The sequence below is a fragment of the Methylobacterium sp. HMF5984 genome (assembly GCF_045033435.1).
Lineage (GTDB): Bacteria > Pseudomonadota > Alphaproteobacteria > Rhizobiales > Beijerinckiaceae > Methylobacterium.
On sequence record NZ_JBJFLN010000001.1, the window covers coordinates 5,258,571 to 5,278,024 of the forward strand.

18 protein-coding genes and 2 pseudogenes are annotated in these 19,454 nt (G+C 65.6%); 3 read left to right on the forward strand and 17 right to left on the reverse strand.

Going from position 1 to position 19,454, the window contains the following annotated elements:
• Positions 1-376 precede the first annotated feature (376 nt).
• Positions 377-1,294, forward strand: coding sequence for a ferritin-like domain-containing protein (locus ACFZ8E_RS25635; RefSeq protein WP_243945369.1), 918 nt, complete (start codon positions 377-379; stop codon positions 1,292-1,294).
• A 234-nt stretch (positions 1,295-1,528) separates the two neighbouring features.
• Positions 1,529-1,837: pseudogene (locus tag ACFZ8E_RS25640) on the forward strand (HU family DNA-binding protein); the annotation flags it as partial.
• Positions 1,838-2,134: 297 nt separating this feature from the next.
• Here ACFZ8E_RS25640 and ACFZ8E_RS25645 read toward each other — a convergent pair.
• Entirely contained in the window at positions 2,135-2,605 is a 471-nt protein-coding gene (locus ACFZ8E_RS25645) for a hypothetical protein (RefSeq protein WP_405044232.1), read from the reverse strand.
• Positions 2,606-2,803: 198 nt separating this feature from the next.
• On the reverse strand, positions 2,804-3,346 hold the full coding sequence (locus ACFZ8E_RS25650) for a hypothetical protein (RefSeq protein WP_405044233.1): 543 nt from the start codon (positions 3,344-3,346) through the stop codon (positions 2,804-2,806).
• Positions 3,347-3,833: 487 nt separating this feature from the next.
• Between ACFZ8E_RS25650 and ACFZ8E_RS25655 the strand changes: the two are divergent.
• Positions 3,834-4,797: pseudogene (locus tag ACFZ8E_RS25655) on the forward strand (IS630 family transposase).
• Positions 4,798-4,904: 107 nt separating this feature from the next.
• Here ACFZ8E_RS25655 and ACFZ8E_RS25660 read toward each other — a convergent pair.
• From ACFZ8E_RS25660 to ACFZ8E_RS25730, 15 genes are all read right to left on the reverse strand, one after another.
• A complete protein-coding gene (locus tag ACFZ8E_RS25660; RefSeq protein WP_405044234.1) occupies positions 4,905-5,903 on the reverse strand; it encodes a helix-turn-helix domain-containing protein in 999 nt (332 codons plus the stop codon).
• A gap of 112 nt (positions 5,904-6,015) precedes the next feature.
• Positions 6,016-6,354, reverse strand: a complete 339-nt coding sequence (locus ACFZ8E_RS25665; RefSeq protein WP_405044235.1) for a hypothetical protein — start codon at positions 6,352-6,354, stop codon at positions 6,016-6,018.
• Between the two features lie 419 nt (positions 6,355-6,773).
• Positions 6,774-6,980: a hypothetical protein gene (locus ACFZ8E_RS25670; protein WP_405044236.1), complete on the reverse strand. Its 207-nt coding sequence runs from the start codon at positions 6,978-6,980 to the stop codon at positions 6,774-6,776.
• 79 nt (positions 6,981-7,059) lie between these two features.
• The gene (locus ACFZ8E_RS25675; RefSeq protein WP_405044237.1) at positions 7,060-7,530 is read right to left on the reverse strand and encodes a hypothetical protein; all 471 of its coding nucleotides are present in this window, start codon (positions 7,528-7,530) and stop codon (positions 7,060-7,062) included.
• Between the two features lie 411 nt (positions 7,531-7,941).
• Positions 7,942-8,520, reverse strand: coding sequence for a hypothetical protein (locus tag ACFZ8E_RS25680; RefSeq protein WP_405044238.1), 579 nt, complete (start codon positions 8,518-8,520; stop codon positions 7,942-7,944).
• Positions 8,517-8,816, reverse strand: coding sequence for a DUF6074 family protein (locus ACFZ8E_RS25685; RefSeq protein ID WP_405044239.1), 300 nt, complete (start codon positions 8,814-8,816; stop codon positions 8,517-8,519). Before ACFZ8E_RS25685 ends, ACFZ8E_RS25680 begins: the two co-directional genes overlap by 4 nt.
• Positions 8,768-8,974, reverse strand: a complete 207-nt coding sequence (locus ACFZ8E_RS25690) for a helix-turn-helix transcriptional regulator (protein ID WP_405044240.1) — start codon at positions 8,972-8,974, stop codon at positions 8,768-8,770. The genes ACFZ8E_RS25685 and ACFZ8E_RS25690 overlap by 49 nt, the downstream gene beginning before the upstream one ends.
• Before the next feature lie 106 nt (positions 8,975-9,080).
• On the reverse strand, positions 9,081-9,503 hold the full coding sequence (locus ACFZ8E_RS25695; protein WP_405044241.1) for a hypothetical protein: 423 nt from the start codon (positions 9,501-9,503) through the stop codon (positions 9,081-9,083).
• Between the two features lies 1 nt (position 9,504).
• Complete coding sequence (locus ACFZ8E_RS25700) at positions 9,505-10,719, reverse strand: tyrosine-type recombinase/integrase (protein ID WP_405044242.1); 1,215 nt, start codon at positions 10,717-10,719, stop codon at positions 9,505-9,507.
• 251 nt (positions 10,720-10,970) lie between these two features.
• On the reverse strand, positions 10,971-11,873 hold the full coding sequence (locus tag ACFZ8E_RS25705; protein WP_147726817.1) for a LysR family transcriptional regulator: 903 nt from the start codon (positions 11,871-11,873) through the stop codon (positions 10,971-10,973).
• A gap of 58 nt (positions 11,874-11,931) precedes the next feature.
• Positions 11,932-13,587: an OFA family MFS transporter gene (locus tag ACFZ8E_RS25710; protein WP_147726816.1), complete on the reverse strand. Its 1,656-nt coding sequence runs from the start codon at positions 13,585-13,587 to the stop codon at positions 11,932-11,934.
• A gap of 142 nt (positions 13,588-13,729) precedes the next feature.
• Positions 13,730-14,023 (reverse strand): formate dehydrogenase subunit delta, encoded by a 294-nt coding sequence (locus ACFZ8E_RS25715; protein WP_147726813.1) that lies wholly within the window; start codon positions 14,021-14,023, stop codon positions 13,730-13,732.
• Positions 14,024-14,111: 88 nt separating this feature from the next.
• Positions 14,112-16,973, reverse strand: coding sequence for a formate dehydrogenase subunit alpha (fdhF, locus tag ACFZ8E_RS25720; RefSeq protein ID WP_147726811.1), 2,862 nt, complete (start codon positions 16,971-16,973; stop codon positions 14,112-14,114).
• Between the two features lie 10 nt (positions 16,974-16,983).
• A complete protein-coding gene (locus tag ACFZ8E_RS25725; protein ID WP_243933720.1) occupies positions 16,984-18,543 on the reverse strand; it encodes an NADH-quinone oxidoreductase subunit NuoF in 1,560 nt (519 codons plus the stop codon).
• A gap of 8 nt (positions 18,544-18,551) precedes the next feature.
• On the reverse strand, positions 18,552-19,025 hold the full coding sequence (locus tag ACFZ8E_RS25730) for a formate dehydrogenase subunit gamma (RefSeq protein WP_405044243.1): 474 nt from the start codon (positions 19,023-19,025) through the stop codon (positions 18,552-18,554).
• Positions 19,026-19,454 lie beyond the last annotated feature (429 nt).

Genomic DNA, 19,454 nt, shown 5'->3' on the forward strand with positions numbered 1-19,454 from the left:
TCCATGCGTTAAGCGCATGAAAATGTTAATTTATGCCGACCTCTATCTCTCGGGCACATGCGGCACCCATTCTTGCATGGACGCAATCTCACGAAAGCGTGATGTCGTTGTCTAAAAACATATCTCGGACGTTGCTGGGATATTTCTGAGGCTGGAGATGGTCTAGGTCCTGGCTGCCCTAGCTCGGATTGTTCTCCGCGCCAGGGTGAGTGCCGCGTTCCCGACACCCATAAAAAGACCGCCGGTTGCAGCCCATAATCCGAAGCAAAGTCGCCTTTAAGCACGTGCTTATAAGGCGGGGCATCAGCGCTTCTACGCGTCGCTGCGTGCCGCTTGTACGGATGGTCCGCCGGCTGTTCTCCCTGAGGAGCAAGCTATGACTCAACAACATTTTCGTCTGAACAACGACGCCGAAAACGCCGAGGCAGCGCCGCGCAAACTCGATCTCGTAGCCGGACGCCGCGCCTTCATCCAGACTTTGGGGCTCGGCATTGCCGGCACCGCGTTGTTCGGCGCGGATGCCAGTCGCCCTGCCGCCGCCCAGTCCATCACCGATGCTGACATTTTCAATTTCGCGCTGAACCTTGAGTACCTCGAAGCCGAGTTCTACCTGCGTGCTTCGGTTGGCCAGGGCCTCGCTGACGCGGAAGTCAGCGGCACTGGAACCCTCGGCCCGGTCTCTGGCGGCCGCGCGGTTCCGTTTCAGTCACAAGTCATAGCCAACTACGCTAACGAGATTGCTCGTGACGAGCGCTTGCACGTCAACACGCTGCGTGCAGCACTCGGCAGCAACGCCGTCGCTCGCCCGGCAATCGATCTCGGTTTCGCCTTCACCATTGCCGCGCGTGCCGCTGGCCTTGCGGGTCCGAACGACACCTTCGACGCCTTCGCCAACGAGACCAACTTCCTGCTCGCAGCCTTTATCTTCGAGGATGTCGGGGTGACCGCCTATCACGGTGCTGCCCCGCTCATTAAGGACCCCGCAAACCTCTCTGGCGCCGCGGGCATCCTGGCTGTCGAGGCTTACCACGCCGGCATCATCCGTACGGTGCTCTACAGCCGCGGGCTATTCAGTCAGGCTCAGGCTATCTCCACCGCGCGCGACTCGCTCGACGGGCCTGGCAAGGCGGACGAGGGGATCGGTGATGCGACGACCTCGAAGCTCGTGCCGCTCGACTCGGCGGGCGTTGCTTATCAGCGTACACCGAAGCAGGTGCTCAGCATCGTCTACCTGAACGCTGGCGCTCAGCCGAACGGCTTCTTCCCGAAGGGCCTGAACGGCAACCTGCGTTAGAACGTCAAACGGTCGGAAGGAGCCATCCCGCTCCTTCCGACACCTATCTCGGCGTAAAGGCTCATCGCCCCGCCACCATCCCAAAGAGTGCTACGCCGGCCGCCGAGACGACGTTGCCCCTGCCGCCCCATGGGAGGGGCGCGAACGGGATCACCGGGTACTCAGCCACCGAGACCGGCAGCGAGCGAGATCGACCGGTTGCTGACCGGCGCTTCGTGCCCCTATTCGAGCGCCATGATCCAGTCCAACCTCGTTCTCCGCCTCGTCGCTCTGAACCCGCATTTCTACGAGAAGGACTGCGAAGCGGTGGTCGATGCCATTCTTGACCGCATCGCAGACGCGCTGGTAGCGGGCGATCGGGTGGAGATCCGTGGGTTCGGATCGCTCACGGTGAAGGAGCAGCTTGCCCGGCAGGGGCGCAATCCGAGGAACGGAGTGCCGGTCGCGGTGCCGGCCAAGACCGTGCTCGCCCTTCAAGGCCGGCAAGGAGATGCGGGACCGTCTGAACTTGGAGGCGAGGGCGACGACGCCGTGAGCGACGATCCATTCCACGAAGCCGTCGAAGCCCTTCGCGCGATCGGCCTGTACGTCGGGCCAACTGGCGACGACCTCAGCCTGTGGCTCGTGAATGGCGAGGAGATGACCGACACGGGCCTGATGAAGCTTGCCGCGCTGCTGGGCCTCGTATCCGGCTCGGCGACGATCCAATGACAGGCATTCCGAGGCACCGGCGCAACCCACACCGCTGGTACAACGCCGACGACATTGAGCAGCCGCCGGCCACGAATGCGAACAGCAAGGCGATCCATGTGCCAACGCGACGATGATCAGCGTCAGCTATCAGACCTGGGCTGCCGGTTCGGTCCCCATTACTTTCTCCAGCTCGACGCGCCCTTTCGAGAAGCCATCCAGCCAGGCAAACCGAAGGCCAAACTTCGTGTAGTCGTAAGGACATTCGCCCGCGAAGCGCTTCTCGGCTTTCCCGGCCTCCGAGCCGAGCCGCATCGCTTCGGCCTCCTCGTTCTTCGTGCTGCCGTCCACCAAACTGGTGATCTGACCAAGGCCATAGGCGGATGACGGCCAGCCGTTCTCGCCGAGGATCTTGGAATAGCCGACGTTCGGGTTGCTCCCGGACTCGTGGCCACCGATGCCGGCGATAATCCCAGCCGGGACGCGACCCGACTGGTTGGCCGCCGAGATGATCTGCTGCTGTAGGGTTTGGCTCATCCTGGAGAAGGCGCCGCCAACCGCGTTGAGGTCGATGGTCGACTGCTGCTCCAGGGTCTTGAGCCGCGTGGTGCGTTCGAGCACCAGGGTCTGAAGCGCCGCAAGCTGCTGGTCCCGCGGTCCGCTCGCCTGCGCCTGGCGCCCTCGCTCTGCGATGTCGTTCTCGATCTGCGCGGCGCTCAGACCCTGTGGCGTGAAGCCGACAGTGCGCTGCCCGAACTGCGCCTGCCGGAGGCTGGCGGCGTACTGCTCCCCGCCGGTTCAGCCCCTCGAACCCTCAGTTCAACCGAGGGTCTTCTTGATGAAGCTGAAGGCGCCGGACACCGCAGATCCAGCCGTATGTGCAGCATCTTCGGCTGATGCGATGACCTTCGCGGCAATGCCGGTTTCGGACGGCGCGATCAGCGCTGGCTCTGGGCTGAACCGCTTGGCGGCGAGTTGGATCACGCGACGATCGTTCTCCATCAGGGCAGCAATGCCGACGTCCGTCATGGCGAGCAGGGTGGCACCGTCCTGGAACACTACCTCGATCAGGGCCCGCTGTTTCGGACCACTATCAAGGGCGCCCAGCCCCGCACCGAGGGCAGAGGCGGCCACGGTGACCGGCATGGTGAGATCCATCTGCTGCGCCAGCGCCAAACCGCCTCGAAGGCCGGTCAGCACCTGCCCGAGTGTCGACTGCTTCTCACCGACGCCGCCATGAACCGTCACGGTCGCGATGGTCTCAGCACCACGATCACCACCAACCGGCAGGGTGAATAAACCGGTGTCATATTCGCCGGAGCCACGACCGCACTCTCCCGCCACGATCATTAGCTCTGCCATTAATTCCTCTCACCGGCCCGATCCGGCATTGCGGGTCAGGGCTCTGCTGGGATCGCCACCGAAGGGCAAGATCCGAATTTTCTGCAATTTCGGCTAGAAATTAAATTCGACGCCAATTTATTTCCGGCAACCGCCAGCGAAAAACCTCCGCCAATGAAACCTGATGCGGTGAGAGCCCCCTTCGGTTCCAGAGTTTTGCCCCCCCTGCTCGGGTCAGCGAAGGGCTGAATGGTCCCGCGGAATTCGAGAAACCAATCAATTCGATCGGATGGCGCAATCACTCGGCTCGCCCTCGCGGGAGGGGGGGCATCGAAAGTCTGAAGGTCTAGGGCCTCCAACCCCACCAGGTGCCGAGCGCGCAAAACTTTTTCCGTGTCCCAGAATTTCAGGCTCACCTATTTAGAGCTACGTCCGGTTGGATTGAATCAAGGGGGTAGCGGGCGGGTTTCGGATCTGATTCGATGTCGGGCTTTCCGAGGAGATCGGGATGCCGTCAGCCTTATCCGTGGATCTTCGCGAGCGGGTGATCGCGGCGATCGAAGCGGGGTCGTCGCGCCGACAGGCAGCCAAGCGCTTTGGTGTCGGTGCGTCCAGCGCGATCCGCTGGCACGAGCGTTTCCAGGAGGAGGGCGAGATCGCGCCCCTGCCGGCTTGTGGTGAGCGGCCCGCACCCGCCATCGAGGCGCATGCCGAGCTTATCCTTCAGGCCTACCAAGAGCATCCGCAGGCGTTCCTGCGGGAGTTACGCGACACCCTGGCCGAGCGGGGCGTCCGGACGAGCGTCAGCGGGCTGTGGCGGTTCTTCGCCCGGCATCGGGTCACCCGTAAAAGGGGGCTGTCTACGCCACTGAGCAGGAACGAGCGGACGTGAAAGCCGCACGGGAGGCGTGGTTTGCAGGGCAACTCGACCTCGATCCCGACGCCGTGGTGTTCATCGACGAGACCGCTGCGGCCACCAACATGGCCCGGCGCTACGGTCGGTCTCCACGTGGCGAGCGCTGCCGGCTCCTCGTGCCCCAGGGTCACTACAAGACCACCACCGTCACCGCCGCCCTTCGTACCAGCGGCCTCCTCGCCACCACCCTGTTCGATGGCGCCACCAACGGCGAGCGCTTCCGAGCCTACGTCACCGACATCCTCGTCCCGGTGCTGAGACGCGGCGACACCGTCGTCCTCGACAACCTAAACGTCCACAAGGTAGCCGGCGTGCGCGAGGCCATCGAGGCGGTCGGCGCGCGCCTACTCTACCTCCCCGCCTACTCGCCTACTCGCCCGACTTCAACCCGATCGAACAAGCCTTCGCCAAGCTCAAAGCCCTTCTGCGCACAGCCGCCGCGCGCACCGTCCCCGACCTCTGGCAGGCCATCGCAAACGCCTTCGCCGCCTTCAGTCCGAACGAATGCCGAAACTACATCACAGCCGCAGGATACGACGCTTATGACCCAACCTGAACGGCAACAGCTCTAGGCAAATCTCGAGTTCCGAATTGGTCGTTGTCGATGATGACGGTTGCGCCCCTGGTGCGCGCCCTGATCGAGGCGATGACGTGCAGGAGGTATTAGACCGCCTGAGCAACCCGCCGGACAGCGCCGACCGTCGTCGGTGAGATCCCGAGACGCCGAGCTATTTCGCGATCGCCATGTCCCTGATCCAGGAGAGCACGAATTGCGGCGTGCCGTTCGGCTCGGGTTGGACGGTGTGCCTGTCCAGAATGGACGGGGCCGGTCTGGCTCGGATCTGAATTATCCGATGGGGTTTCGTTCCGCTCGCGAAGCCACTGTCCCATGCGCTCAATATCAGCGCGCAGGGTTGCTACCGCGGTGCGGTGGTCGTCTCTGCTCTGCTCAGCCTCGCCGTCTGCCCAATGGCCCAGCCACGCTCCGCGGGCGCGCATGTCGTGGAGGGAGCGCGCCGGCAGGGTGTTGAGGATCTCTGCCACGAGCTGCTGGCGCGCCTCGGTGAAAAGGTGCGGCTCGTAATAGCCGTCGACGGTGTAACGCTCACGGGTGAGGCGATCGGTGGCCTCGTATTCAGCCCATGTCGCAGCGACGGTCTCGGGCATTGGCCATGCCTGGCAGACCGCATCCCGCACAGTGGCCGGCATTTGATGACGAGACCCGCGGCTGCCCCAGCCGTTGAGGTGGTAATCCATTTCCCACGTCTCATCGGGGCCGAGGAGCGGCTCGCACGCGGCGCGCAAGGCCTCCTCCATTGGTGTATCCGCGAACACCGCACCTTCCGACCCGTGCCGCTCAAGGATCGCCGCAACCTCGATCCGCCGGCGCGCCTCCCGCTCCATCCGCTCAGCTACAAACTCGGGCCGGCTCATGAATTCGGCGAAGGAGTCGGCCATAGCCTGAGCGGGCGCTTTCGGCGCGTCCAAATTGGACACGGCATGCTCAACGGTGAGCCCGGCTTTACGGGCGAGGGCCTTCATCCGTGCAGCGGCCGCCGCCTTCTCGCCCGGGTTCGAGGTGCTGTCGTGCAGAGCAAGGACCTTAGCGAAGGTCTGCATTCCGGCCGTCATTCCAAGCTCCCCGTCGGGTGCCGCGCGCACGTGGTCGCCACATCCTCGGCAGCTTCTCTTTTTCTTTTTGCAGACACGGTCCGACGGCCTCGCGCTGGCGGATGGTCACCACCAACGGCGGCGACCATCGAGATTCGAATTATCAGTGGGTCGAAATCAGGTAGGGGGCGACGGTCTGGAAGGCGTAGGCGTAAGCGGCTGGATAGGGTGCGTTCAGATCAGAGCCCTCGCCGTAGAGACGTGCCCAGAACTCAGCGACGCTCATTGAAGGCTCAACATCCGGGCCCATTCCATATCCGGTCCGCCGCATTCGGCGAGCGAGTTCGAGTGGGCCACGATGTGCAGCCTCGGCAAGGGCCAGCAATTCGGCCCGATCGCTGATTTTCTCAAAGGCGCGGACCGCCTCGAATTGTGCGACTGCCCATTCCTGCTCGGGTGAGCCGTCCGACATACAAGGGTGCATCTGCTTTTGGTTCGTCATTACTAACGCCCTCCAATGGCAGGGCGGCGCTTGGTGCGGCGCTCGACGACGACAGGGGGCCGAGGCGCCGGCTCCTTCACTTCAGGCGGTGGCGGAGGCTCGGGATCAGCGACCGGGGCGGTTGTCACCACCTCGGCGGGCGGAGGCAGCACCGAAGCAACCTCTCGGAACACAGCGAACTCCTTGCGGTAGCGGTCAGCCATCCGCTGCGCCTGGGCCTCGGCGTCAGCTTGGTCGGCATGCTCGTATGGCCTATCGGCAATTCGGATCAGGGTGCCGTTCGTCGAGTTGCGGCAAACGATGATGTAGCCACCGCGCGCCGTCTGTGGCGGACGGGACGAAACATCGAGGGGGACAGGCATTCGGCGGTTGGATGTCGTTATAGGAGTCTCTTGAATTGCGAATTGCGGAATGCCGGTTCAGCGAAGGGCGAGGCGGCGGCCGATCTCGTCGAGACGATCTAGGCAAGCGACGTCGGCGGCGATTTGGGCCAGGATGCTACCGCGCAGCACATGAAAGGCGCTGCGCTCCAAGTCGGCGGCGCGCATGGCGCTGATCGCGGCCGTGACGGGCCCGACCTGCGGGCGAGCGTGCGAGTCGGCCGGAGCCGTGATATTGATGTTCATGATCGGATTTCCTGCTGAGGGGATTGGATCGAGGCTCGGGAGCCCTGGCGGGCGTTTCCCGAGCCGCTCTATTTCGGGATCAGGCGCAGGCTCGATCTGAGCGAGCGTCGTCGACGTGCTCCATCAGATGCTCGACGAGCGTCGTTGCAGTGTCGCTGGCGCTTCGAAAGCCGATATCGCGCAGCAGCACCGATTGCGTCTCCGAGGTCTGAGAAGCCATTTCGTCGTGCCAGGCCTCGGAATACCCCCGCATAAGGTCGTCCGGCACGTCGATCACGCTGGCCGCAATACGCTTCAGCAATTCGGCGGCTGGCGTATTTCGGGGCTCGTTCGGGAATTGCTCGGCCTTCTCCAAGCGCCACCGTGCGGTTTCCAGGATGGCCTCAGACAACGCATCGCGAGCGTCATCGATTTCCGACGATTCATTTCTCGGATGACGACGATTCGAATTGATCGGCTGTGGCTTGGTGCTGAACTCCTCCATGGTGCCTCTCACAGCGTTGTTGAGGCTCTCGGCACGCTGGGCCTGTTCCTGTTCGATTTGAGACATGACTTCTCCTTCGGGCGACAGCCCGGCTGCACACCGCCACAGGTCGCGGCGGATCTCAAATTCATCGGAAAGTTAGACAAGCCGCCGATCGATTGATCGACCAACAAGCGTCACGATACGCGTTTTGTGATGACTGTAAATAGTCAATCTACCACGATGAATATTTGAATTTCTACCATTTGCCGAGCTAGAAATTCGGGTAACTCGAGAATTCCGGAATTCAGATCGCCGCTACGGTGGAAGGCGCTACACGTCAGCATCTCGGCGAAGCGGCGGGCGCTGGGGGCGAGCTAACCCGAGCCACCACGGCCAAGATATTAATAGTAGTTCCAGAAGTGACACTGGGCCCAGCAGTTACAGAAGTGACACTGGAACACGGACACAAACGTCACTGGCACAAAGTCAGAAACGTCACTGGCTTCTGAATTTTTTCCCGTTTGGCGCGGCTCTTTTTCGGACGGAGTCTTCACCTCCGTCTGTTGCTCGCTTGGTTACGCTATCCCGAGCCTCGGCCGCGACCGCTTCTGCTGCGGCGAGGGTCTCGAATCGCCTCCACTGGATCGTGGCGGGACCATTCTCGCTCGTAGGCAACCACGCCAAGCGAAAAAGGCTCGGTGCCCCAGCCCAGTCGCCATAACCGCGCGTACCTTTGCGTGTCATTTCAACGAAGCCGAGGGCGAGGGCTTCCGCTATCGCCCGCCGGATGCTGCCCCTCCGGATGCCGGTTCGCTGAAAATCATCGTAGGTCACCGGGAGCGAACCGTTCTGGCCACCTCCGTGTGCCATGTGCTCGACACAGACCCGATCGACGACTAGGCGCGCATTCTGAGACATCGCGCGCCAGGCCGGGCTCTCGACCATTTCGCGCGTGAACCAGACGAAGGCTTGACCGCTCGGGACGCTGTTCAGCTTCCTAAACTTCGAGTCCAGGAATTTGCCGGTCGATCGTCCTGTTGCATCGACCCGGCGGGCGGTGAGGTGCGCACTCATGCTGCACCGCCGGGAGCTAGCAGCAGGGTCCAACATGCGGCTCGGATATTACCCTCGATCGCCTGAAGCTCACCGCGGGCGACGTCCGGGAGAACGCCCCGTCGCTGAAGCGTCTCAGCCTGGATCCCGAGTTGCCGCGCGAGGTGTGCCTCGGCTTTCGCGGCTGTTCTGGCTTGCGCCATGTGGGCGGCGTGTCGGCGGATGAACTGCCGATCCCGTGACCGCGGGAAGGGGAGGATGACGGCGCTCATGCCTCGCCCCCGGAGCCTCCGACGCGACGGAGGCCCGCCTGCCATGCCTGGATATCCGTCTCGTACCAGCCAACAGCGTGGGTCGTGAGGTTGACCGGCTTCGGGAAAGAGCCAGCCTTCACCTGCCGCCAGACCGTCGTGCGGCTCAGGCCAGTTCGATCGCGGACATCCCGGAAGCGGAGGATTCGGTTGGGTTCGGTCATTGTGCGTCGCTCTCTGTTTCGGGCGACAGCAACAATGTGCGGGATTTTTCAGCGCGTCACAGGACAATACGTGGGAGGAAAAAATCCAGCCTTGGATTTCTGCCTCCTACTCAATGTCCAGCGGATCGGCTTTCGCTCGCCTCCAAATTCGCTCAACGTGAGCCACGCCGGCTTCGAACGTCGCATGCATCAGCACGCAATCGGCGACGATCTGCGCGCAGACTTCTCGAAGACTCCGGCCCTTAGCAATTTCCTCATCAATGAATTCAACGAAAACAAGGGCCGGGTCGTAAGACCCTTCCTTGGTCCATTTCCGGATCCATCCGTCATTTTCGTCCGTGAGTCGGTTCTCTTGCAAAGCCTCAAGCGCAGCTGAGAAGCGATTGTCACCCGTCACGCGAACGAGCAAAGCCAGTTCTTTCACCAAATCGCGTGCGGTCACATGATGGGCCTCGCGGGTTTTCGCGATAACCTTCTGAGTATCGGCCTGGAAGACCTCCCAGTTCGCCTTGTGCTGGGCGTAGGACATTTCAAGCACCGACCTTGAGCACGGTTACGTTGTCGGGGTTTGGCACCCCGCTGACGATCTGCTGGATCTCGGCATCCAGAGCTTCGAGAGCTCGCTTTTTCTGCGGCATGTAAGTGTTTTGATCGTAGGTCGAACCAGTCACCGTGCTCTTGGTGGTCGAAGCGTGGTTCAGCACGTAGGCGACCGTCATGCGATCGATTTCCAGGCGGCCAAGCACCGTCGCTGCAGTGCGCCGGAGATCGTGCGGCGTCGCCCCTTCGTCGAAGATGCCTTCCCGTAGGCGCTCGAAGGCCTTCGCCATGTTTTGGGGGGATAGAGGCTTGCCGCGGGGACTGAGGATCAGAGCGCCAGACGGCGTCTCCGACCGCAGTCGGCGCGCGATCGCGAGCGCCTCGCCTACAAGCGGGATCGCGTGCGGGCGTTTGTTCTTCGTGCGGGCCGCCGGCAGCGTCCAGGTGGCCTTCACTGGGTCAACCTCCTCGGCGAGGATCCCCGCACATTCCCCAGGCCTCTGACCGGTCAGGAGGATCAAGCGGAAGGCGTCGCGATAGGATGGCGCCGCTGCGGCGCTCGCCGTCCAGAAGGCTGCAATCTCGGCGTCCGACAGCACCCGTTCCTTCGGCACCTCGGTGTGTCGCTGCTTGAGGCCGATGACCGGGTTGGACGGCACCAGCCCTTCCGACACGGCCCAACTGTAGACCGACGAGAGAGTTTGCAGATTGCGGTTCGAGACGACGGGCGCGCGCAGGGCAATTTTGTCGATGAGATTCGCCACCTCGCCGCGGGTGAGCTCGTGCGCCAGCCGTCGGCCAAGGACGGGCACCACATCCCGGCTCAGAAGGCTCTCGTAATCGCGCCAGCTCCGCAGCTTCACCTTGGCGTGCCGCTCGATGAAGCGCGCAATCAGACCGGCGACGGTCAGTGCCTCGCTGCGCTCCTTGGCAGCCGCCACGGGGTCGCCGCCGTCCTGGACAAGCCGACGGAGCGCCAACGCCTTCTCCCGAGCCTGTGACAGGCTCCAGGCGGGGTAATCGCCGATCGTGAACCGGCGCTGCTGTGCGCTGCCCCGGGGCCGGTAGACGAAGCTCCAGGCTTTGGTGCCAGCCGAGACGCGGAGGCATAGGCCGCGGGCCTTCGCATCATAGACCATCAGCCGGCCGCTTGGCTCGGGCTTGAGCGAACGCACCTCGACGTCGGTGAGGATCCGGGCAGGCAAATTCGAACTCGCTCTTCCGAACCCGGGTCACGTCCGGGTCACAAAATCACGCTACTAGACGGACAATTCTGAAACAAGCTGACACGAGTTAACTTAGCCTTGTCAGTCGGTTGATTGTTTCAGGATAATTCAGAACAACCGACTGGATTTGATCGAAGATCAAGTAAGCGTTTCGGTCCGGCAGCCCGGATCGGACGACGAGGCCGCCCCCGACCGGGGCGGCCTTTTTCGTGCACGCCGGTGCGGCGCTCCTACAGGTCCGGCGCGTCGAGCGTCTTCGCCAATGTCCGGGCGATGGCGACCAGCGCCGTGATCATCGGGGTGGAGGGCTCGCGCCGCGGCGCCACCAGGCCGATCGTGTGCTCCAGCTCCGGCGCGACGATCGGGATCGCGCGCACGCCGACCATCGGCCCGAGGGCGTCGGCGAGGATCGCCGGCATCACGCTCGCCCACTTGAGCGTGCGGACATGGGTCATCAGCACGATCATCGAGTTCGATTCGAGCGAGGCCGAGGGCTCACCGCCCGCGTCGCGGATCTGCTGGTCGATGATGCGCCGGTTCTGCATGTTCGGCGTGAGCAGGCACAGCGGCAGGCGGCCGATCTCGGCCCAGGTCACCGAGGCGCGCGCGTCGAAGGCGCCGCCTTCCGCGGTCAGCAGCCGGTAGCGCTCGCGGTAGAGCGGCACCGAGATCACCCGGCCGAGCGGCTCGTTGTCGAGGTAGGTCAGGCCGGCATCGGCCTCCAGGTTCTCGATCAACGAGAAGATGTCGGCCGAGGTGGTCGATTCCACCGTCAGCCGCACGTCGGGGTGCTTCTCGCGGTAGGGCGTGGTTAGGTTGGCCACCATCGGCAGCGCGGTCGGGATCGCGGCGATGCGCAGGTGCCCGGTGAGGCCGCGGCGCAGGCCCGCCACGTCCTCGTGCATGGCGCGGCTGTCGGCGACGATGCGCCGGCCCCATTCGAGCACGCGCTCGCCCTCCGGGGTGAAGCCCTGGAAGCGCGAGCCGCGCCGCACCAGCTGCACCCCGAAGCGGTTCTCGAGCTGCTTCACCCCCGCCGACAGGGTCTGCTGGGTGACGCCGCAGGTCTCGGCGGCGCGCCCGAAATGCTGCTCCCGCGAGAGCGCGAGCAGGAAGTCGAGCTTGTCGATCATGGCACCCTCCCCGGCGGCGTGCCGGGAAGGCTATACCCATTCGGCCGGCCGCGCCCGCTCAGCGGAACAGGATCAGCGCCTTGGCGAGCGTCGTCCACACGCCCCAGGCGATCGGGATGCCGACGACGGCCCAGGCGGCGAGCGCCGCCAGGCCGAAGCCGCCGCGGCCGATGCCGAAGGAGCCCGAGGGGATCGTCCCCGCCGCGCCCCGGCTGTTCAGCGCCGCCACGTCGGCGTCCGACATGAACCACTTGGCCTTGAGCGGGCGCACCAGCAGGTTGGCGACGAAGCCGAGCGCCAGCATGCCGGCGAGGATGTACATGGTGCCGTCGTAGAGACGCGAGCCGGCGACGCCGGCATCGACCTGCGCCTGGCGGATGTAGTTGACCACCACCGGCCCGACGATGCCGGCCGTCGACCACGCGGTGAGCAGCCGCCCGTGGATCGCGCCGACGAACTGCGTGCCGAAGATGTCGGCGAGATAGGCCGGCACCGTGGCGAAGCCGCCGCCGTACATCGACAGGATGACGCAGAATGCGAGCACGAACAGCGCCTGCGAGCCGGCGGCGGCGAAGGACGGCGCGCCGGCATAGAGCGCGATGCCGAGCGCGAAGAAGATCGCGTAGGTGGTCTTGCGCCCGAGCTTGTCCGACATCGAGGCCCAGAAGAAGCGGCCGCCGATGTTGAACAGCGACAGCAGCCCGACGAAGCCCGCCGCGATCGCGGCGACCTGCGCCTTCTGGCCGGCCTCGAGGGCGGAAAAGCCGACATCCGGCGCGCCGACGAGGCGGCCGCCGAAGATCTCCTGCAGCATCGGCGAGGCGATGCCGATGACGCCGATCCCGGCCGAGACGTTGAGGCACAGCACCGCCCAGATCAGCCAGAACTGCGCGGTCTTGTGCGCGTCGTCGAGGTGGACCTGGCCGTTGGTGATCATCCCCGCCTTGGCCGGCGCCGGGCTCCAGCCCTCGGGCTTCCAGCCGGCCGGCGGCACGCGGTAGCCGAGCGCGCCGGCCATCATGAACACGAAGTAACCGGCGGCCATCACCAGGAAGGTCTGCCACACGCCGACCGAGGTCGGCGACTTGAACGCGTCCATCAGCATCGCCGCCAGCGGCGAGCCGATCAGCGCGCCGCCGCCGAACCCCATGATCGCCATGCCGGTGGCCATGCCGCGCCGGTCCGGGAACCACTTGATCAGGGTCGAGACCGGCGAGATGTAGCCGAGCCCGAGGCCGATGCCGCCGATCACGCCCGAGCCGAGCCACATCATCCAGAGCTGATGGGTGACGATGCCCAGCGCCGAGATCGCCATGCCGCCGCACCAGCACAAAGCCGCGGCGATGCCGGCCTTGCGCGGCCCCGCCCGCTCGAGCCAGCCGCCGAACACCGCGGCCGAGGCCCCGAGGAAGACGAAGAACAGGGTGTACATCCAGCCGAGATCGGCCACCCGCCAGTCGCAGGTGGTGGTCACCAGCGCGGTCGCCAGCGACATGTCCGGGCAGGCCTTCGACGCGGTGATGCCGAGGGCGCGCGAGAGCGGCAGCCAGAACACCGAGAAGCCGTAGGCCATGCCGATGCAGAGGTGGATCGCCAGGGCCGCCGGCGGCACGAGCCAGCGGTTGAACCCGGGTTTCGCGACGATGTATTCGCGCGACAACCAGGATGTCGGCCGCTCGCGCAGCAAGGTGACGTCGGCGGTCCGTGCGGTCATCGGTGAGGTTCCCCCGAAGCGGCCCTGTTGGGCGGGCCGTCAATCGAGGTGAATTCTAAGGATTGAATTCAAGCGCGACTATGCGCGGATGTCGACGAGTCGGACGTTTCATCCGTCCGATCATGACAAAACCGCGTCGGCGTCAACCGGCGTCGCTCGCACCTTCGCCGAGCTTCTGCGGATCGCGGGTGGCGGACCGCACCGGGCTCTCGGCCTCGGTCCGGCCCTCGCGCATCGCGCGGACCACGAGCGGGTCGACCCGCTCGCCCATCGCCGGCAGGCAGGCCTCGAGGCTCGCGAGCATCTTCGGGGTCCAGAACGCGACCACGTGCTTGTGGATGCCGGTCACCGCCTCGTCGTCCGGGTAGGACCGGAAGAAGGACGCGATCTGGTTGGCCATCCGTACCAGCTTCTCGTCGCTCGTCAGCGCGCTCATCGAAAACCTTTGCTTGCCTGCGTTGCCGAACGATGCGCGAGCAGCGCGTGTCCCTCCCCCCGCAGAGGGGGGAGGGAAAGGCCTGCCGCTACTCCGCCGCGTCGAGCTGCTGCGCGATGCGGGTGAGCGAGAAGTCCTCCTCGTAGAACTTCGCCTGCCAGTCCGACGGGCGGTTGGTGCGCCGGACCTGCACCGCCGTGACCTTGTACTCGGGGCAGTTGGTCGCCCAGTCCGAGAAGTCCGTCGTGATGACGTTCGCGCCGGTCTTGGCGTGATGGAAGGTGGTGTAGACCACGCCCGGCTGCATCCGCTCGGTGATGCGCGCCTTGAGCGCGATGTCGCCCGACCGGCTCTCCAGCGAGACCAGGTCGCCGTCGACCACGCCGCGGACCTCGGCGTCGAACGGGTGGATCTCCAGCACGTCCTCCTCGTGCCAGCGCGAGTTCTCGGTGCGCCGGGTCTGCGCGCCGACATTGTACTGCGACAGGATCCGGCCGGTGGTGAGGATGAGCGGGAACTTCGCCCCCGTGCGCTCCTCGGTGGCCACGAACTCGGTGATCATGAACCGGCCGAGGCCGCGCACGAACCGGTCGACGTGCATCATCGGCGTGCCCATCGGCGCCTTGTCGTTGCAGGGCCACTGCACCGAGCCGAGCTCGTCGAGCTTGGCGAAGGAGACGCCGGCGAAGCTCGGCGTCAGCGCCGCGATCTCGTCCATGATCTCCGACGGATGGCTGTAGTCCATCTCGTAGCCCAGCGCCTTGGAGAGCAGGATCGTGCCCTCCCAGTCGCCGTAGCCGCCCATCGGCGGCATCACCTTGCGCACGCGCGAGATCCGGCGCTCGGCGTTGGTGAAGGTGCCGTCCTTCTCCAGGAACGAGGCGCCCGGCAGGAAGACGTGGGCGTACTTGGCGGTCTCGTTCAGGAACAGGTCCTGGATGACGATGCACTCCATCGCCATCAGGCCGGACGTGACGTGGTGGGTGTCCGGGTCCGACTGGGCGATGTCCTCGCCCTGGATGTACATGCCCTTGAAGGCGCCATCGACGGCCTCGTCGAGCATGTTGGTGATGCGCAGGCCCGGCGCGTTGTCGAGCTTGGCCCCCCAGAGCGCCTCGAAGCTCTCGCGGGTGGCGTCGTCCGAGACGTGGCGGTAGCCCGGCAGCTCGTGCGGGAACGAGCCCATGTCGCAGGAGCCCTGGACGTTGTTCTGGCCGCGCAGCGGGTTCACGCCGGCGCCGAGCTTGCCGATGTTGCCGGTGGCCATGGCGATGTTGGCCATGCCCATCACCATGGTCGAGCCCTGGCTGTGCTCGGTGACGCCGAGGCCGTAGTAGATGCCGGCGTTGCCGCCGGTGGCGTAGAGCCGGGCGGCGGCGCGGAGCTCAACGGGGTCGATGCCGGTGTATTGCGCCTGCGCCTCCGGCGAGTGGCGCTCGTCGGCGATGAAGCGGGCCCAGGACTCGAACTCGGCGAGGTCGCAGCGCTCGCGCACGTAGGCCTCGTCGATCAGCCCCTCGGTGACGATCACGTGCGCCATCGAGTTGATGAAGGCGACGTTGGAGCCGGGCTTCAGCGGCAGGTGGTGCGTCGCCTTGATGTGGGGCGACTTCACCAGGTCGATCTTGCGCGGGTCGGCGACGATGAGCTTGGCGCCCTGGCGCAGGCGCCGCTTCATCCGCGAGCCGAAGACCGGGTGGCCGTCGGTCGGGTTGGCGCCGATCACCAGGATCACGTCGGACTGCTCGACCGACTTGAAGTCCTGCGTGCCGGCCGAGGTGCCGAGCGTCGACATCAGGCCGTAGCCGGTCGGCGAGTGGCAGACGCGGGCGCAGGTGTCGACGTTGTTGTTGCCGAAGGCGGCGCGCACCAGCTTCTGGACGAGGTAGGCCTCTTCGTTGGTGCAGCGCGACGAGGTGATGCCGCCGACCGAGTCCCGGCCGTAGGTCGCCTGGATGCGCTTGAACTCGGAGGCCGCGCGGCCGATCGCCTCCTCCCACGACACCTCGCGCCACGGATCCGTGATCTTCTCGCGGATCATCGGCTTGGTGATGCGGTCCTTGTGGGTGGCGTAGCCGTAGGCGAAGCGGCCCTTGACGCAGCTGTGGCCCTCGTTGGCCTTGCCGCCCTTGTAGGGCACCATGCGGATGATCTTGGTGCCCTGCATCTCCGCCTTGAACGAGCAGCCGACGCCGCAATAGGCGCAGGTCGTGACCTCCGAATGCTCGGGCTGGCCGTGCTCGTGGATCGACTTCTCCTGGAGCGTCGCGGTCGGGCAGGCCTGCACGCAGGCGCCGCAGGATACGCACTCGGATTCCATGAAGTTGGTGTTGCCGGCCGCCACGCGGCTGTCGAAGCCGCGGCCCTCGATGGTGAGCGCGAAGGTGCCCTGCACCTCCTCGCAGGCGCGGACGCAGCGGTTGCAGACGATGCACTTCGACGGATCGTAGGTGAAGTACGGGTTCGACTCGTCCTTCGGCAGGTACTTCTCGGCGGTGGGCACGACGTGGTTGTCGCCGTCGTAGCCGTAGCGCACGTCGCGCAGGCCCACGATCCCGGCCATGTCCTGCAGCTCGCAGTCGCCGTTGGCGGCGCAGGTCAGGCAGGTCAGCGGGTGGTCGGAGATGTAGAGCTCCATCACGCCCTTGCGGAGCTTGGCGAGCTTGTCGGTCTGCGTCCGCACCACCATGCCGTTTTCGGCCGGCGTGGTGCAGGAGGCCGGCGTGCCGCGCCGCCCCTCGATCTCCACGAGGCAGAGGCGGCAGGAGCCGAACGGCTCCAGCGAGTCCGTCGCGCACAGCTTCGGGATCTGCGTGCCCGCCGTCATCGCGGCGGCCATCACCGACGTTCCGGCCGGGACGGTGACGTCCATGCCGTCGATGCTCAGCGTCACCGTCTGATCGCTGACGCGGATCGGGGTGCCGTAGTCGATCTCTTTGATGAGGGCCATGGACGCCTCCCTATTCCGCCGCGACGGGCAGGTCGCCCGCGCGCGAAAAGTCTTCGGGGAAATGGGTGATCGCGCTCATCACGGGCATCGGCGTGAGCCCGCCCATGGCGCAGAGCGAACCGTCGGTCATGACCTCGCAGAGGTCGGCGATGACGGTGAGGTTCTTCTCCGGGCTGATCCCGGCGATGACCTTGTCCATCGTCTCGACGCCGCGGGTCGCGCCGATGCGGCACGGGGTGCACTTGCCGCAGGATTCGGTGGCGCAGAACTCGAAGGCGAAGCGGGCCTGCTTCGCCATGTCGACGGTGTCGTCGAACACGACGATGCCGCCGTGGCCGACGAGACCCTTGTTGGCCGCCATCGCCTCGTAATCGAGGGGCGTGTCGAGCAGGTGATCGGGGAAATAGGCCCCGAGCGGGCCGCCGACCTGCACCGCGCGGACCGGGCGGCCGGAGAAGGTGCCGCCGCCGTAGCCCTCGATCACCTCGCGCAGCGTGATGCCGAAGGCGGTCTCGATCAGGCCGCCGTGCTTCACGTTGCCGGCGAGCTGGATCGGCAGGGTGCCGAGCGAGCGGCCCATGCCGTAATCGGCGTAGGCCTTGGCGCCGTGCTCCAGGATCCAGGGCGTCGCCGTGAAGGTCATCACGTTGTTGACGAGCGTCGGCTGGCCGAGGAAGCCCTTCAGCGCCGGGATCGGCGGCTTGGCGCGGACGATGCCGCGCTTGCCCTCGAGGCTCTCCAGCAACGAGGTCTCCTCGCCGCAGATGTAGGCGCCGGCGCCGAGCCGGACCTCGAGGTGGAAGCTCTTGCCCGAGCCCATCACGTCGTCGCCGAGGACGCCCGCCGCGATGCCGTTGGCGATGGCCTCCTTCAGCGTCGCGAAGGCCTGCGGGTACTCGGAGCGCAGGTAGATGTAGCCCCGCGTCGCGCCGACGGCGACGGCGGCGATGGTCATGCCCTCGATGAGGTTGAAGGGGTCGCCCTCCATCATCATCCGGTCGGCGAAGGTGCCGGAATCGCCCTCGTCGGCGTTGCAGACCACGTATTTCTGATGCGACTGCGCCAGCATCACCGTGTTCCACTTGATGCCGGCGGGAAAGCCGGCGCCGCCGCGGCCGCGCAGGCCGGATTCGCGGACCTCGCCGACGGTGCCCTCGGGGCCGAGCCGCAACGCGGCCTCGAGGCCGCGATAGCCGCCATGGGCCTTGTAGTCGTCGACCGAGACCGGATCGATCACGCCGCAGCGGTGGAAGGTGAGTCGCTGCTGGCGGGCCAGGAACGGGATCGCCTCCGGGTCGCCGAGGCGGAGCGGGTGGTCGCCGCCCTCCGCCAGGCCGGCATCGAGGAGCGCGTCGACGTCGGCGGGCGTCACCGGGCCGTAGGCGACGCGGCCCTCGGGGGTCGCGACCTCGACCATCGGCTCGAGCCAAAACAGGCCGCGCGAGCCGGTGCGGACGATCGACACGTCGAGGCCGCGGCGCTCGGCGCCGGAGAACAGCGCGCGGGCGACGCGGTTGGCGCCGAGGCCGAGGGCCACGGCGTCGCGGGGGACGTAGAGGGTGATGCTCATGGGGGTGCTCATGCGCGCGCCTCGCTCAGGGCCGCGTCGAGGCTGTCGGCGGTGAGGCGTGCGATCGGCTCGCCGTCCACCAGCGCCGCCGGGGCGTTGGAGCACAGGCCGAGGCAGTAGACCGGCTCGACCGTCGCGTTCCCGTCGGCGGTGGTGCCGTGCCAGCCGGTGCCGAGGCGCGACAGGATCTCGGCGTGCAGCCGGTCCGAGCCCATGGCCTGGCAGGCCTCGGCGCGGCACAGCTTCACCGCGTGCCGGCCGGTCGGGTGGGCGCGGAAGTCGTGGTAGAAGGTGATGCAGCCGTGGACCTCGGCCCGCGACAGGTTGAGCGCATCGGCGACCAGCGGCACCGCGCCGGCATCGACGTAGCCGAAGGTCTCCTGCAGCGCGTGCAGGATCGGAAGGGTGGCGCCTTCCAGGTGACGGTGCTCGGCGATGATCCCGGAAGCGCGCTGCGCATCCCAGGGCTCGAAACGCGGCATGATTTCCTGCCCAGATTGTTCCCGTTCTAAGTGGCGACTGGAACAGAAATGCCGATTGCATTCAATCGTGCAGATCGGTCGCTCGACAAAGGTCTTCTGTCGAAATCGGGGGTCCAGCCCTCTGCTTCCCTACGGACGAACCCGCGAGCGCGGCATTTTCAACGCGTCCGATTTGTCATGCTGCACCGCAACAGAACGAAGCCTCGGAGCGTACGTCATGCTGCCGTGCAATAAACTACCGGTTCGCATCCCGGCCTCAACCCTCGGATGGTTCGGCCCGCGTTCGTCTGCAACCATCGACGGGCACACCGAAACTTTCTTTTCGCCGGCATGAAACCCTGGACCAAAGCACGACTTGACAAGCCCTAAGGGCAGTCTTGGAGCTGTCCGTCAGGCTTACGACGGCGCTGGCAACGGGATGAATAGGGC